Here is a 14,335-nt window from a genome sequence, read left to right on the forward strand (position 1 = left end):
GATGATGTCGCTCATGGCCTGGTGCATCTCGCGGTAACTCACCTCGTCAAACGTCAGGTCAATGCCGAGCGTGCTGCCGTTGAGGGTGCTGCCGTTCAGCACCCAGTCGGGCAGATCTTCTTTGGTGGTGGCCAGCACCAGCTTGTTGCGCCGCACGCTCGTCACCACGCCGCTCAACACCGGCCGATCAGGGCCCGAGTAGCCGGGCGCACTGCTGAACACACAAGCGTTTTTGCCCACCTGAAACAAATGCAGATCTTGCCGATGCCCAGGGCGCTCCAGCTCCAGCACCACCTTGCCCCCAAAACCGATGTCTTCTTGGGAGATGGTGACGGGGTACCAGGTCAAGCCACGCCGACGGCGCTCCTTGATGCTGGCACTGGTATTTTTGAGCTTGAATTGCGCCTGGTCTTCCTTTTGCTCCAGTTGCATGAGCCCCCGCACATGGCGCAACTCATGTTGAACATCACCTTCAACAGCAACATGGGCGGTGGGGATGGGGTCTTGGTCAGCCAAAAGTACAGACCCGGCGGCCTGATTCACTGCCGCGCCGTGCGCACGTTGGGCGGCAATTTGCCCGGCGCGCTGGTGCGCCAGGGGTTGATGTCCAGCCCGCCGCGCCGGGTGTAGCGGGCATACACCGCCAATGTGGTGGGTTGGCAGCGCGTCCAGATGTCCATGAAGATGCGTTCCACGCATTGCTCATGGAACTCGTTGTGGTTGCGGTAGCTCACGATGTATTGCAGCAAACCCGCTTGCTCGATCTGCGGGCCGCTGTAGGTGATTTGCACGCTGCCCCAGTCGGGCTGGCCCGTCACCAGGCAATTGCTTTTGAGCAAGTGGCTGACCAGGGTTTCTGTCACGGGCAGTTCTTCGGCATTGGCGCTCAGCAAGTCTGGTGCGGGCTGGTAGCGGGTGCACTCGATGTCCATGCGGTCCAGGTTCAGGCCGTCGAGCTCGTGCACGGGTTCGGTGTCAAAGTGTTCCTGCAGCAGCAGCTTCACGCCCACGCTGGCCTGCACCACGCCTCCGTGCCAGATGGCGGCGCTGATGTCGCGGCGAATCAGTTCACGCACCGCATCGGCACTGTCCAGCCGTGTGTTGTTGAAGCTGTTGAGGTAGAGCTTGAAGGATTTGCTTTCCACAATGTGCGTGCTCTCGGCAGGCACGGTGATGTGCGCCAGCGCCACCTGCGGCTTGCCTTTCGTGTTGAGCCAGGACAGCTCAAACGCGGTCCACAAATCGGCCCCAAAAAAAACGGGCTGGCCGGTGACGCCGATCTCGGCACGCTTGGTGGCGCGGGGAATGGGGAACAGCAAGCCCGCATCGTACTGGTCCACATAGGCGCTGGATTTGCCCAGCTGCGATTGCTCTGGAGAGTTCATGCTCATGCCTGCACCTTGCGACGAAACACCAAGCGGTCGGCGTCTGAAACAGCCGCGTCATGCGCGTAGCCTTCCAGATCAAAGCCCAGCAGTCCTTCGGGGTGGGTGATGCGGTTTTGCACGGCATAGCGCGCCATCAAGCCCCGCGCCCGCTTGGCGTTGAAACTGATGATCTTGTATTGGCCGCCCTTGAAATCCTCAAACACGCATTCGATCACGCGTGCTTTGAGGGTTTTGCGGTCCACCGACTTGAAATACTCCTGCGAAGCCAGGTTGACGATGACCGGGGTTTTGTCTTTGGCCAGTTGGGCATTCAGGTACTCGGCAATTTGCGGCCCCCAAAACTTGTACAGATTGCTGCCCTTGTCGGTGGTCAGTGTGGTGCCCATTTCCAGGCGGTAGGGTTGCATCCAATCCAGCGGGCGCAGCACGCCATACAAGCCACTCAAAATGCCCACATGGGTTTGCGCCCAATCCAGGTCTTGCGGCGACAAGGTCTTGGCATCCAGCCCTTCGTACACATCGCCATTGAAGGCCAACACCGCTTGCTTGGCGTTTTTGGCGGTGAACTTCGGTGTCCAGGCTTGGTAGCGGGCCACGTTCAGGGCCGACAAGGCGTCTGACAAGTCCATCAACTCGGCAATTTGCTGCGGCGACTTTTGGCGCAGCACTTCGATGAGGGCCTGCGATTGCGGCGCAAATTGCGGCAGCGTATGGGGCACGCCGGTGGCGGGGGTTTCGTAATCCAGCGACTTGGCGGGTGACAATAAGAACAACATGCTCGACATCCTTTACCTGGACGATTATCTCGCCATCGTGCACAAACCTGCGGGCTGGCTGGTGCATCGCACCCCGCTGGACAAGGGTGAAACCCGCTTTGTGCTGCAAACACTGCGCGACCAGATCGGGCAACACCTGTGGCCCGTGCACCGGCTGGACAAGGGCACCAGCGGCGTGCTGGTGTTTGCGCTGAGTGCCGTGGTGGCCCGCACACTGGGGCAGGCCTTTGAAACGGGTGAAGGCCTGCACAAGACTTACCGCGCCATCGTGCGAGGCTGGCCTTTGGACCAAGGCATGATCGACCACCCCCTCAAGCGCATGCCCGACGACATGCGCAGCGAACGCTTGGAAGTGCAGCCCGCCCAGACGGGCTACCAAACCCTGCGCCGGGGTGAGTTGCCCATCGCGCAGGGTGAATTTGCCAGCCTGCGCTGGGCCGAGGTGCAGCTGCAGCCCCTGACGGGCCGTCGCCACCAACTGCGCCGCCACATGAAGCACATCGCGCACCCGATTTTGGGCGATGCCACACACGGCAAAGGGCCACTCAACCGTGCAGTGGCCATCTGGCTCGGTCTGCAAAGGCTGTGGCTGCATGCCGAGCGCTTGCAACTGACCCACCCCGTGAGTGGCCTGCCGCTGGTCATCGATGCGCCATTGCCGCCCGAATGGGCACTTTGGAACCCGTTGGGATGAAAAGACCCCACAGCTCAGCGTCGATGTCACGCAGCGGATAAGGGCTGGCGCTTGATCTGCCTAAGATCACCCTGCTTGGGTTTTACCTCACAAAAATACGCCAAAGACTGCCGCCATGAGCCTACTTTTCTCGCCGTTCACATTCGATGCCCCCTCTGGCCCGCTGACCTTGCCCAACCGCATCGTCGTGGCACCCATGTGCCAGTACTCGGCCGAAAACGGCGAAGCCACCGACTGGCACCTGTCGCACTGGACCAATTTGCTCAACAGTGGCGCGGGCCTGTTCACCATCGAAGCCACCGCCGTGTCGGCCGTAGGCCGCATCAGCCCCGGCTGCCTGGGCTTGTGGAACGACGCCACCCAAGCGGCCTTGGCCGATAAACTGCACCGCGCCCGCCGCTTGGCGCCGCCCATGCCGGTGTGCCTTCAGATCAGCCACGCGGGCCGCAAGGCTTCAAGCGCAGCCCCGTGGAACGGCGGCATGCTGATCGCCCCGGAAGACGGCGGCTGGCAGCCTGTGGCCCCCAGCGCCCTGCCCCACTTGCCCCAAGAGGCAGCGCCCACCGAGCTGAGCTTGGCCGACATCGCGCAAATCAAGGCCGATTTTGTCAACACCGCCAAGCGCAGCCACGAACTGGGCATTGAGGCGGTGGAGCTGCACGCCGCACACGGCTATTTGCTGCACCAGTTTTTGTCGCCCATCTCGAACCAGCGCAACGACGCGTATGGCGGCTCGTTTGAAAACCGCATCCGCTTTCCGCTGGAGGTGTTCCAAGCCGTGCGCGAGGCCTTTGGCGGCACGCTGGGCATGCGCATCTCGGGCACCGACTGGGTCGACGGCGGCTGGACGGTCGAGGAAACCGCGGCCCTGTCGGTGCAGCTCAAACAAGCCGGGGCGCAATTCGTGCACATTTCCTCGGGCGGTGTCTCGCCTTTGCAAAAAATCGCCATTGGCCCCGAGTACCAAGTGCACTTGGCCAAAACCGTCAAGGCCGCCTCAGACTTGACCACCATCGCCGTAGGCCTGATCACCGAGCCCGCCCAGGCTGAAGCCGTGCTGCAACGCGGCGACGCCGATCTGGTAGCCCTGGCCCGCTCTTTCCTGTACAAGCCGCGCTGGGGCTGGGAAGCGGCTGTGGCCTTGGGCGGCACCATCGAGGCACAACACCAGTACTGGCGCAGCCTGCCCCGTGAAGCCAAAAACATTTTCAACGACGCCCAAATTGGCATGCGTTGATTTTTACCCCCCGAAAGAGAGACAAACATGAACACACGCCGCCAATTCACACGCCTGCTCGCTCTGGCCAGCCTGTGCGCCCCCATGGCCCTGATGGCGCAAGCCTTTCCCAGCAAACCCATCACCTTGGTCGTGCCCGTGCCACCGGGCGGCTTGGTCGACACCTCGGCTCGGCTGGTTGCTGAGCCACTGGGCCGCCTGATCGGCCAGTCCATCGTGGTGGACAACAAAGGCGGTGCGAGCGGTAATTTGGCCTACCAGCAGGTGGCCCGCAGCCCCAAAGACGGTCACACCTTGCTGGTGTCCTACTCGGGTTACCACGTCGCCAACCCGATCTTGATGACCAAGCTGCCTTGGGAACTGAAAGACTTGACACCCGTGGGTCTGATCACCGTGGCGACCAACGTGGTGGCAGTCCACCCCTCGGTGCCGGTGAACAACATGAAAGAGTTCATCGCCTATGCCAAACAAAACCCGGGCAAGCTGAACTACGCCTCGCAGGGCAACGGCTCGGTTTCGCACATTGGCACCGAAATCTTCAAACAGCAAACTGGCGTGAGCTTGGTGCATGTGCCTTACAAAGGTTCGGGCCAAGCCATTGCCGACGTGCTGGCAGGCCAGGTGCAAGTCTTCATGACCACACCGCCTTCGGTGATGCAACACATCCAGGGCGGCAAGCTCAAGGCCTTGGCCGTCACGGGCAAAAAGCGCCATGCTGGCATGCCCCAGGTGCCCACCATGGCCGAAGCCGGTTACCCCAACTTTGATTTGGAGTCTTGGGTGGCTTTGTACGCCCCGGCAGGCACACCAGCCGCCGTGGTGACCCAGCTGGCCGACGCTGTGAAACGCAGCTTAGACCTGCCAGAAAGCAAACAACGCGCCGATGCAGCCGGCATCGAAGTGCGTTTTGTGGCACAAACCGACATGACCAAAATCCTGGACCGCGACATCGCCGACTGGACACAAGCCATCAAGGCCGCCAACATCAAGCTGGACTGAACGCCAGAAGTCAAAAAGCCGGGTCAGGCCTTGCGGCCTGATCCGGCTTTTTTTTCGCAGATCGCAGTGCTTTACTTCAGATCACCCGCCAAGCTGGCCAAGGTGTCTGCCGCGATATCCAAGTGCGAGGGGTAGTGGGTGTGGTCGCAGCCCAACTTGGCGCTGGCCCCGGCCTTCAACGCTGCGCACATGACCGGCGTGAATTCAAAGCGCACAAAATGGACCGCAGAGGTTTTCTCGTCGGTCTCGCGGTCCAGGTCTTCGTCGGCAATCGCATACACGCGGGCATGGCCTTCCACCTCGACGAACATGCGGTCTTCCACGCCAATCAGTTTGGCCAATTCGCGCTTGCGTTCATGGATGTCGGTGTACTCGATCATCATGGTGGCTTTCCAGTTCTTGCCGTCTGGCACCAGCGGGGCGTAGGCCTCAATCTCTTGCAGGATGCCTTCTTCTTCGAACACTTTTTCGATGCGCAGCATCTCCTGGATCTGGTAGCGGATGGTGGTTTCGCTTTCAAACTGCACGTTGATGTGCTCACCGAGCTGCACGCTGCGCAGCTTGCGGTGGGCGATCACCTCGGGCTTGTGGACCTTGCGCCACTTGGTGTAGGCCTCCAGTGACATCAGGGTCTCGGGCGTGATTTTTCCGGTCAGTTGCATGGCAGTGTTCCTTATTTGAGACCGTAGGCTTTGCGCACCAGGGTCAAGGGGTGGTTCAGTTCAGGGGTGCCCAGGCCATTGACCTCAAAGCCCTGAGCGATGTGGTGGCCGCCTAGCGGGCAGTCGGAGCTGATGAAGTCGGGCTTGGAGCCATCCTTCATGGTGGCCATGGCCTTGAACACGGGTTTGCCGATTTTCATCGCCACCTCGTGTGAGCCTTTTTTGACGCCGTAGGTCCCGGCATGCCCCGAGCAGCGCTCGAGGGTGTTGATCTCGGTGTCCGGGATCATCTTGAGCATTTCTTCGGTCTTCTTGCCGATATTTTGCACTCGGCCGTGGCAAGGAATCTGGTAACTCACATTGCCCAGTTTTTGCGGAAATTCGGTTTTGAGCAATCCATCGCGTTTGCGGGCCATGAAGTACTCAAACGGGTCCCACATGGCGTCTTTGACCAACTGGGTGTCGGTGCAATCCGGGAACATCAAGGGGATTTCCTGCTTGAACATCAAAGCGCAACTGGGTACTGCCGCCAAGATGGCGTAACCGTCCTTGGCATATTTGGCCAGCACCGGGATGTTGGCTTCTTTAGACTGCTTGACCGAGTCCAGATCGCCCAGCTCCAGCTTGGGCATGCCGCAGCATTTTTCTTTCTCAACCAACACATAAGGAACAGCGTTGTGGTCCAGGATTTTGAGCAAATCATGGCCGATGCCGGGCTCGTTGTAGTTGATGTAGCAAGTCGAGTAGATCGCCACTTTGCCGGGGGTTTTCGCGCCGTCCACCACTTTGACCGACTGGGCATCCGGGGCGCTGGATCGAAACTTTTGGGTGGCCAGAGAAGGCAGCCAGGCATTTTTGTCCACGCCCGCCACGCTTTCCATGATGCTGCGGGCAGTTGCGGTCTTGTTGATGGCGTTGATGGCTTGAACGACGATCGGAATGCCCGCAAAAGAACCGTGCGTGTCGGTCGAGGCCAAAAACTTTTCTGCCGCGCCGACTTCGCCTTTTTTGAATTGGATCGCTTTGGCCCGCAGCATGGTGTGCGGAAAATCCAAATTCCACTCGTGGGGCGGGGTGTAGGGGCACTTGGTCATGTAGCACAGGTCGCACATGAAGCACTGGTCCACCACTTTCCAGTAGTCCTTTTTGTCCACGCCATCGACCTCCATGGTGCTGCTCTCGTCCACCAGGTCAAACAAGGTGGGGAAAGAGTTGCACAAGCTCACGCAGCGCCGGCAGCCATGGCAGATGTCAAAGATGCGCTCAAGCTCATCGAAGCACTTTTCTTCGTTGTAGAACTCCGGGCTTTCCCAGCCGAGGGCATGGCGTGTGGGGGCTTCGAGGTTGCCTTCTTTGGCCATGTTGTGCTCCTTGATGTTTTTTATTTGTGGGGTTGGTCAGGGGTTTTCCTGAAGGCTCAAACCTGCGAACCCTGAGAAAAACCCGCTGCACGAAGCCGCGCAGCGGGCTGGATCACTGGAGAATCAATCGACCAGTTCGTTCAGGGCTTTTTGGTAACGGTTGGCGTGCGAACGCTCAGCCTTGGCCAAGGTCTCGAACCAGTCGGCGACTTCGTCAAAACCTTCTTCGCGAGCGGTTTTGGCCATGCCTGGGTACATGTCGGTGTACTCGTGGGTTTCGCCAGCCACAGCCGAGGCCAGGTTTTGGCGGGTCGAGCCAATGGGCAGACCGGTTGCTGGATCGCCGGATTGCTCCAGGAACTCCAGGTGACCGTGGGCGTGACCGGTTTCACCTTCGGCGGTGGAGCGGAACAGCGCTGCCACGTCGTTCTGACCTTCTACGTCAGCTTTGTTCGCGAAGTACAAATAGCGACGGTTGGCCTGGGATTCGCCTGCGAAGGCGTCTTTCAGGCATTGTTCCGTGCGCGAGCCTTTGAGTGCTGCCATGGTGATCTCCTAGTAGGTTTGACGTTGATTGCCCTGACGAAATCGTCAGAGACTCGACAGAGTAGCCTTTTAAAGGCTGTCCTCCCAATTAATTGATGCAATGCCCTCGATTTATTGAAACTATCAGAAAAGCAGGTCGGAATTGCCCCAAGATGACCAAGATGGGCTAGGTAAAATCACCGTTTTTGGACGCTGTGCGTCCTGTACGGCCCTCACAGAAGTGCCGTTCTCACTTTTGAAAAGATACCTGCCATGAGCAACGCCCCCGCCACAGTGGCCCAACAACCGGGCCTTGACAGCCTGTCCAAATCGTTCGAGCCGGCCGCTCTGGAAGCCCATTGGGGCCCTGAGTGGGAAAAGCGGGGTTACGGCGTGGCGGGTTTCAGGGGCACCCAATTGGCCAAAGAGGGCGTGCCCGCATTTGCCATCCAACTGCCGCCGCCCAACGTGACCGGCACGCTGCACATGGGCCACGCTTTCAACCAGACCATCATGGACTCGTTGACACGCTACCACCGTATGCTGGGCTACAACACCGCCTGGATTCCGGGCACCGACCACGCGGGCATTGCCACCCAAATCGTGGTGGAACGCCAACTGCAAGCGCAAGGCATCAGCCGCCACGACATGGGCCCCACCCCTGCCCAAGCCCGCAAGAACTTTGTGAGCAAAGTCTGGGAATGGAAAGAAGAGTCCGGCAGCACCATCACCCGCCAGATGCGCCGCATGGGAGACAGTGTGGACTGGAGCCGCGAGTACTTCACGATGGACCCCAAACTGTCCAAAACCGTGACCGAAACCTTTGTGCAGCTTTATGAGCAAGGCCTGATTTACCGTGGGAAGCGTTTGGTCAACTGGGACCCCGTGTTGCAAAGCGCGGTCAGCGATCTGGAAGTGGAAAGCACCGAGTCCGAGGGCAAGATGCACTACATCTTGTACCCCTTCTCCGATGGGCCCCAAATGATCGACGGTGTCATGAGCAAGGGCATGACGATTGCCACCACCCGCCCTGAAACCATGATGGCCGACGGTGCGCTGGCCGTGCATCCCGAGGACGAGCGCTACGTTCACCTGCTGGGGAAAATGGTCGACCTGCCCCTTTGCAACCGCCAAATTCCGATCATTGCCGACGACTTCGTGGACCGCGCTTTTGGCTCGGGCTGCGTGAAGATCACCGGTGCGCATGACTTCAACGACTATGCCTGCGCGCAACGCCACGGCCTGCCGCTGATCACCATTTTCACGCTGGACGCCAAGGTCAACCACAACGGCCCTGTGCACTACCAAGGCATGGACCGTTTTGAGGCCCGCAAAGCCTTGCTGGCCGACTTGGACAAAGAAGGCCTGCTGCTGGAAGTCAAAGCGCACAAGCTGATGCTGCCCATTTGCGCCCGCACCGGCCAGGTGGTCGAACCCATGTTGACCGACCAGTGGTTTGTGGCCATGAACAAGGTCAGCGAGCAAGACCCCACCGGCAAGAGCATCGCGCAAAAAGCCATTGACGCAGTGGACAACGGTGATGTGCAATTTGTGCCCGAGAACTGGGTCAACACCTACAACCAGTGGATGAACAACATCCAGGACTGGTGCATCTCTCGCCAGTTGTGGTGGGGCCACCAGATCCCCGCTTGGTACGACGAAGACGGCAAGGTCTATGTGGCGCGCAACGAAGCCGAGGCACAGGCCCAAGCACCAGGCAAAACACTCCGGCGCGACGAAGACGTGCTGGACACCTGGTACTCCAGCGCCTTGGTGCCCTTCAGCACTATGGGATGGCCCAACAACGCAGCTGGTGGCAGTGGTACCGTCGGTTCGGGCGATTTGGCGAGCGTAGCGAGTATGAGCACGACCGGCGGTGCCACTGCCGCCAGCGGAACAGACTACGACCTCTACCTCCCCAGCAGCGTCCTGGTCACAGGCTACGACATCATCTTCTTCTGGGTCGCCCGGATGATCATGATGACCACGCACTTCACCGGCAAAGTCCCCTTCAAGCACGTGTACATCCACGGCCTGGTGCTCGACGCCCAAGGCAAGAAAATGAGCAAGTCTGAAGGCAACGTGCTCGACCCGGTGGACCTGATCGACGGCATCACTTTGGAGCCCCTGCTCGACAAACGCACCCAAGGTCTGCGCAAGCCCGAGACTGCGCCCAAGGTGCGCAAGCAAACCGAGAAAGAATTCCCAGAAGGCATACCGGCCTACGGCGCCGACGCGCTGCGCTTCACTTTCGCGGCGCTGGCCTCACTTGGCCGCAGCATCAACTTCGACTCCAAGCGCTGCGAGGGGTACCGTAACTTCTGCAACAAACTGTGGAACGCCACCCGCTTTGTGCTGATGAACTGCGAAGGCCAGGACTGCGGCTTGAAAAAGCACACCAAAGCCGAATGCCAACCCGGTGGCCCGGCGCACGGCTACATGGACTTCAGCCAAGCCGACCGCTGGATCAGCTCGCAACTGCAACGCGTCGAGGCCGACGTGGCCAAAGGCTTTGCCGAGTACCGACTGGACAATGTGGCCAACACGATTTATGACTTCGTGTGGAACGAGTTCTGCGACTGGTACCTCGAAATCGCCAAGGTGCAGATCAACATTGGCAACGACTCGCAAAAACGCGCCACCCGCCGCACCCTGATCCGCACACTTGAAACCATCATGCGCCTGGCGCACCCCATCATCCCTTTCATCACCGAAGAACTTTGGCAAAAAGTGTCGGTGGTCGCGGGTCTTCCGGGCGAGTCGGTCAGCATCGCGGCTTACCCCGTCAGCCAGCCCGATCGCATCGACGAAGCCGCCGAGGCCCATGTGGCCAAGCTGAAAACCTTGGTCGACGCCTGCCGCAACCTGCGCGGCGAGATGAATGTCTCACCCGCCACCCGCATGCCGATGTACGTGCTGGGTGACACCGCCTTTATGCAAAGCGCAGCGCCCGTGCTGCAGACGCTGGCCAAACTGAGCGAAGTCAAGGTCTTTGACACCGAGGCCGAATGGATCGCAGCTGCGCAAGCGGCACCCGTGGCCGTGGTCGGCGAAGCACGCCTGTGCCTGTTCATCGAGGTGGATGCTGCCGCAGAAAAAATTCGCCTGACCAAGGAAGCCGCTCGCTTGGAAGGCGAAATCACCAAGGCCAACGCCAAACTCGGCAACGAAGCCTTTGTGGCCAAGGCCCCCCCAGCGGTCATCGATGAAGCCAAAAAACGCGTGGCCGACTTCGGTGCCATGCTCGACAAAATTCGCCAGCAACTGCAACGTCAGGGCTGATTGCCTCACTGATTCATTAGGAAAACACCATGAGCCACAACGTGATCCGAAAAGCCGTGTTTCCGGTTGCCGGTTTGGGCACCCGCTTTTTACCCGCCACCAAAGCGGCGCCCAAAGAAATGCTGCCGGTGGTGGACAAGCCACTGATCCAGTACGCCGTCGAAGAAGCTTACAGCGCGGGCGTGCGGCACATGATTTTTGTCACGGGCCGCAGCAAGCGGGCCATCGAAGACCACTTTGACACCGCTTACGAGTTGGAAAACGAACTGGAGTACGCGCACAAAAACGAATTGCTGGCCTTGGTGCGTTCGGTGCAACCCGATGACATGGTCTGCGCCTACGTGCGCCAGCCCCGATCGCTGGGTTTGGGCCATGCGGTGCTTTGCGCCGAAGCCATGGTGGGCAACGAGCCCTTCGCGGTGCTGCTGGCCGACGACCTGATGGTGGGCATGCAAGGGGGGCCTTCAGTGCTCAGCCAAATGGTGGCTGCTTACACACAGCAAGGCCGCTCGATTTTGGCGGTGCAAGAAGTGCCCCTCGAACAAGTCAAGCGCTACGGCATCGTGGCGGGGGAATCGGCGGGCAAGCAACTCATTCGCGTTGACCACATCGTCGAAAAACCCAGCCCTGACAAAGCGCCTTCGCGCATGGGCGTGGCGGGTCGCTACATCTTGACGCCGGGCATTTTCGATGAAATTCGCAACCAACCCAAAGGCGTAGGCGGAGAGATTCAGCTCACCGACGCCATCGCCCGCTTGATGCAGCGCGAAGCGGTGTATGCCTTCCAGTACGAAGGCAAGCGCTACGACTGCGGCAGCAAGGAAGGTTTTCTGGAGGCCACGGTGGAACTGGCCCTGCAACACCCGCAAGTGGGTGCATCGTTCCGTGAATACCTCAAAGGCTTGAGCCTGTAAGGCTCAGCGGCATCTTTTTAGCGCCGTTTGAGGCCGAAAACAAAGCTGTTTTCGGTCTTCTCTTGCAACACCAATTCGTTGCCGGTTTGTCGCGCAAACGCCTCGAAATCGCGCGCGGCACCTGGGTCGGTGGCGATCACCTTGAGGACCTGTCCACTGCTCATGTCGTTCAAGGCCTTCTTGGCCTTCAGAATCGGCAGGGGGCAATTCAAGCCACTGGTGTCAATTTCTTTGTCGATGTGCATCATGTGTCCTGAGTCTGTTCTTGGTTTTGTGCGGCGCGCTCTTCCCACGACATGAATCGAGGCTCAATGCCGATGGTGCGCAACCAGTCACCCAAGGCGTATCCGGTGCCAGCCGGCCAGCAAATCAAATCCTTGAAATCGAACATCTTGTATTCGGCCAACTCGGGCGACAAACGCACCTCGCCGTCGGCGACTGCGTGGTAAGCAATGATCACCTGGTTCATGCGCTGGAAGTCGTACACCCCAATCAATTGGAGGGCCGACACCTTCAGATTGGTTTCTTCGGCAATCTCGCGAGAGATGCCCTTTTCGGGGGTTTCTCCCGCCTCCATGAACCCGGTGATGAGGGCGAAGCGACGTCCGGGCCAAGCCGCATTGCGGGCCAACAATATTTGGTCACCCACCTGCACAATGCCTGCCAGCACGGGCGTGGGGTTGTTCCAGTGGGTGAAGTCGCAAGCGGTGCAGCGCAGGCGCATGACCTCGCCACTGTCTTCCAACTGGGTCTGCCAAGCCAAAGGGGTAGCGCATTGCGGACAAAAACGAAATTCAGCCATGGAGAAGCATCCTGGGTTCAGGCGGGAAACACGCCCGTGGACAAGTAGCGATCACCACGATCGCACACGATGAACACAATGGTGGCGTTTTGCACCGTTTTCGCAATCTCCTGCGCGACCCAGCACGCCCCAGCGGCCGAAATACCCGCAAAAATGCCTTCGGTACGCGCCATCTGACGGCAGGTTTCTTCGGCATCGCTCTGGCTCACATAGACCAGCTCATCCACCCTGCTGGCATCGTAGATTTTGGGCAAATACTCTTGCGGCCACTTGCGGATACCGGGAATGCGCGAGCCCTCGCTGGGTTGGGCGCCGATGATGCGAATCGCCGGGTTCTTTTCTTTCAAATACCCCGACACACCCGTGATGGTGCCGGTGGTGCCCATGGCACTGACAAAGTGGGTGACCTTCCCACTCGTCTGTTCCCAAATTTCTGGGCCGGTCGTTTCGTAGTGGATGCGCGGGTTGTCAGTGTTGGCGAATTGGTCGAGGATGCGGCCCTTGCCCTGCGCGCTCATGTTGTCTGCCAGATCGCGTGCGTATTCCATGCCCCCACTCTTGGGTGTGAGGATCAACTCGGCGCCAAACGCCTTCATGGTTTGGGCCCGCTCAATCGACAAGTCCTCGGGCATGATCAAAATCATGCGGTAGCCCTTGATGGCAGCGGCCATTGCCAGCGCTATGCCGGTGTTGCCCGAGGTGGCCTCGATCAGAGTATCTCCGGGTTGGATCTCGCCACGCTCTTCGGCTCGGCGAATCATCGACAAAGCTGGGCGATCCTTGACTGAACCAGCAGGGTTGTTGCCCTCGAGCTTGCCCAAGATCACGTTGTGTCGAGCGGCCCTGTCGGTTGCGCCCAAACGCTGCAAGGCCACCAGAGGTGTTTTGCCAATTGCATCTTCAATGGTTGGATAATTCATGTCAATAATGTGCCATAATTTTCTCTTCATAAATACCGCCCGGGTGGTGAAATTGGTAGACTCAGGGGACTCAAAAAAGTAAACACCCTGGTTAACACTACAGCACATGCGGGTTGTTGCAAGGCTACAAAAAAAAGTGTCCTACGCAATGTAGAACGCTGACGCCAAAAGCACACGATTTTTTCAGCGCAAAATCACGCTGAAAAAGCAACAAAAACTCCCTTAAATTTTCAGCAGTTTTCGGCTTTTTGGACGTCCAGTTTCTGGACGTTGAGCAAGGCAACTCTCATTTTGAGAGTCTTGACTTGAGCGATTTGCAGGATCTCAGCGTTTGGCGGCAGAGTTGAGTTTGACTGGACTGGCTTAAGTGATTAACACATAGCGAACCCTGATGTTGAAACATCGAGAACTTAAATATTCCACCAATTAACTGAGGCGGAATAAAAAAATTCCTGCACATCGGTGTGGCGGGTCCTAACTGGAGACTAAAGAGCGCTCGTTAAAAACCCAGCGACAAATAGCCAAGGGAAATTGCCACAAGATTTGTAAATCCCATGGTGTATTTTAATCAATGGCTACCCATTAAAGTCGCCAGTTTTAGAACGTAACACATTCACGCTGGCTTTGAGACCGCTGGAACCCTCTAAGCCATTGGTGTCTATTGCCACATGCCAATGCCCAAATGCAGGTACGGTTAAACGGATGGGTGACTCACGAGCAAGAACGCCTGTGTAAGTATGCTTCATGCCATTTTTGTAGTTATTGAAGTTGTTGG

Annotated in this window: 14 protein-coding genes and 1 pseudogene; 5 read left to right on the top strand and 10 right to left on the bottom strand. The window is 58.7% G+C overall.

Features of this window, described 5'->3' with window-relative positions; genetic code table 11:
- The 3 genes and pseudogenes from Q0O19_RS11160 to yaaA form a co-directional block, all read right to left on the bottom strand.
- Positions 1 to 516 (bottom strand): annotated as a pseudogene (locus Q0O19_RS11160) (IGHMBP2 family helicase); the annotation flags it as partial.
- Positions 517 to 539: 23 nt separating this feature from the next.
- Positions 540 to 1,385 carry an NADPH-dependent 7-cyano-7-deazaguanine reductase QueF gene (gene queF, locus Q0O19_RS11165; protein WP_295523009.1) on the bottom strand — a complete coding sequence of 282 codons (846 nt, stop codon included), beginning with the start codon at positions 1,383 to 1,385 and terminating at the stop codon, positions 540 to 542.
- Between the two features lie 2 nt (positions 1,386 to 1,387).
- A complete protein-coding gene (yaaA, locus tag Q0O19_RS11170; RefSeq protein ID WP_295522989.1) occupies positions 1,388 to 2,164 on the bottom strand; it encodes a peroxide stress protein YaaA in 777 nt (258 codons plus the stop codon).
- Between yaaA and Q0O19_RS11175 the strand changes: the two genes are divergently transcribed.
- The 3 genes from Q0O19_RS11175 to Q0O19_RS11185 all read left to right on the top strand — a co-directional run bounded on the left by Q0O19_RS11175 (position 2,163) and on the right by Q0O19_RS11185 (position 5,094).
- Positions 2,163 to 2,858, top strand: coding sequence for a pseudouridine synthase (locus tag Q0O19_RS11175; RefSeq protein WP_295522990.1), 696 nt, complete (start codon positions 2,163 to 2,165; stop codon positions 2,856 to 2,858). The genes yaaA and Q0O19_RS11175 overlap by 2 nt on opposite strands.
- 115 nt (positions 2,859 to 2,973) lie before the next feature.
- Positions 2,974 to 4,095 carry an NADH:flavin oxidoreductase/NADH oxidase gene (locus Q0O19_RS11180; protein WP_295522992.1) on the top strand — a complete coding sequence of 374 codons (1,122 nt, stop codon included), beginning with the start codon at positions 2,974 to 2,976 and terminating at the stop codon, positions 4,093 to 4,095.
- Between the two features lie 84 nt (positions 4,096 to 4,179).
- Positions 4,180 to 5,094, top strand: coding sequence for a tripartite tricarboxylate transporter substrate binding protein (locus Q0O19_RS11185; protein ID WP_295523011.1), 915 nt, complete (start codon positions 4,180 to 4,182; stop codon positions 5,092 to 5,094).
- A 71-nt stretch (positions 5,095 to 5,165) separates the two neighbouring features.
- Here Q0O19_RS11185 and Q0O19_RS11190 read toward each other — a convergent pair whose 3' ends face one another.
- From Q0O19_RS11190 to Q0O19_RS11200, 3 genes are all read right to left on the bottom strand, one after another.
- A complete protein-coding gene (locus tag Q0O19_RS11190; RefSeq protein WP_295522993.1) occupies positions 5,166 to 5,756 on the bottom strand; it encodes a DUF3501 family protein in 591 nt (196 codons plus the stop codon).
- A gap of 11 nt (positions 5,757 to 5,767) precedes the next feature.
- The gene (locus Q0O19_RS11195) at positions 5,768 to 7,117 is read right to left on the bottom strand and encodes a heterodisulfide reductase-related iron-sulfur binding cluster (RefSeq protein WP_295522994.1); all 1,350 of its coding nucleotides are present in this window, start codon (positions 7,115 to 7,117) and stop codon (positions 5,768 to 5,770) included.
- 123 nt (positions 7,118 to 7,240) lie between these two features.
- The gene (locus Q0O19_RS11200; RefSeq protein ID WP_053170808.1) at positions 7,241 to 7,663 is read right to left on the bottom strand and encodes a rubrerythrin family protein; all 423 of its coding nucleotides are present in this window, start codon (positions 7,661 to 7,663) and stop codon (positions 7,241 to 7,243) included.
- Positions 7,664 to 7,915: 252 nt separating this feature from the next.
- Here Q0O19_RS11200 and Q0O19_RS11205 point away from each other — a divergent pair, with 252 nt between their 5' ends.
- Positions 7,916 to 10,924 (top strand): valine--tRNA ligase, encoded by a 3,009-nt coding sequence (locus tag Q0O19_RS11205; RefSeq protein ID WP_295522998.1) that lies wholly within the window; start codon positions 7,916 to 7,918, stop codon positions 10,922 to 10,924.
- A gap of 29 nt (positions 10,925 to 10,953) precedes the next feature.
- Positions 10,954 to 11,838, top strand: coding sequence for a UTP--glucose-1-phosphate uridylyltransferase GalU (gene galU, locus Q0O19_RS11210; RefSeq protein ID WP_295523000.1), 885 nt, complete (start codon positions 10,954 to 10,956; stop codon positions 11,836 to 11,838).
- Between the two features lie 17 nt (positions 11,839 to 11,855).
- On the opposite strand, the gene Q0O19_RS11215 is transcribed toward galU, so the two are convergent.
- From Q0O19_RS11215 to Q0O19_RS11230, 4 genes are all read right to left on the bottom strand, one after another.
- Entirely contained in the window at positions 11,856 to 12,083 is a 228-nt protein-coding gene (locus Q0O19_RS11215) for a sulfurtransferase TusA family protein (RefSeq protein ID WP_295523002.1), read from the bottom strand.
- Entirely contained in the window at positions 12,083 to 12,640 is a 558-nt protein-coding gene (locus Q0O19_RS11220) for an NUDIX domain-containing protein (RefSeq protein ID WP_295523004.1), read from the bottom strand. The genes Q0O19_RS11215 and Q0O19_RS11220 overlap by 1 nt, the downstream gene beginning before the upstream one ends.
- 17 nt (positions 12,641 to 12,657) lie before the next feature.
- The gene (gene cysM, locus Q0O19_RS11225; RefSeq protein WP_295523005.1) at positions 12,658 to 13,560 is read right to left on the bottom strand and encodes a cysteine synthase CysM; all 903 of its coding nucleotides are present in this window, start codon (positions 13,558 to 13,560) and stop codon (positions 12,658 to 12,660) included.
- Between the two features lie 575 nt (positions 13,561 to 14,135).
- The coding region (locus Q0O19_RS11230; protein ID WP_295523007.1) for a DUF1883 domain-containing protein at positions 14,136 to 14,335 on the bottom strand (200 nt) is incomplete at its 5' end.

This window comes from Limnohabitans sp. Rim8, from assembly GCF_945869175.1.
GTDB lineage: Bacteria > Pseudomonadota > Gammaproteobacteria > Burkholderiales > Burkholderiaceae_C > Limnohabitans_A.

Coding starts and splice junctions, on each gene's coding strand:
- Q0O19_RS11175 (WP_295522990.1), top strand. CDS start 2,163: ATGCTCGACATCCTTTACCTGGACGATTATCTCGCCATCGTGCACAAA.
- Q0O19_RS11215 (WP_295523002.1), bottom strand. CDS start 12,083: ATGCACATCGACAAAGAAATTGACACCAGTGGCTTGAATTGCCCCCTG.
- Q0O19_RS11190 (WP_295522993.1), bottom strand. CDS start 5,756: ATGCAACTGACCGGAAAAATCACGCCCGAGACCCTGATGTCACTGGAG.
- yaaA (WP_295522989.1), bottom strand. CDS start 2,164: ATGTTGTTCTTATTGTCACCCGCCAAGTCGCTGGATTACGAAACCCCC.
- Q0O19_RS11205 (WP_295522998.1), top strand. CDS start 7,916: ATGAGCAACGCCCCCGCCACAGTGGCCCAACAACCGGGCCTTGACAGC.
- Q0O19_RS11200 (WP_053170808.1), bottom strand. CDS start 7,663: ATGGCAGCACTCAAAGGCTCGCGCACGGAACAATGCCTGAAAGACGCC.
- Q0O19_RS11220 (WP_295523004.1), bottom strand. CDS start 12,640: ATGGCTGAATTTCGTTTTTGTCCGCAATGCGCTACCCCTTTGGCTTGG.
- galU (WP_295523000.1), top strand. CDS start 10,954: ATGAGCCACAACGTGATCCGAAAAGCCGTGTTTCCGGTTGCCGGTTTG.
- queF (WP_295523009.1), bottom strand. CDS start 1,385: ATGAACTCTCCAGAGCAATCGCAGCTGGGCAAATCCAGCGCCTATGTG.
- Q0O19_RS11180 (WP_295522992.1), top strand. CDS start 2,974: ATGAGCCTACTTTTCTCGCCGTTCACATTCGATGCCCCCTCTGGCCCG.
- cysM (WP_295523005.1), bottom strand. CDS start 13,560: ATGAATTATCCAACCATTGAAGATGCAATTGGCAAAACACCTCTGGTG.
- Q0O19_RS11185 (WP_295523011.1), top strand. CDS start 4,180: ATGGCCCTGATGGCGCAAGCCTTTCCCAGCAAACCCATCACCTTGGTC.
- Q0O19_RS11195 (WP_295522994.1), bottom strand. CDS start 7,117: ATGGCCAAAGAAGGCAACCTCGAAGCCCCCACACGCCATGCCCTCGGC.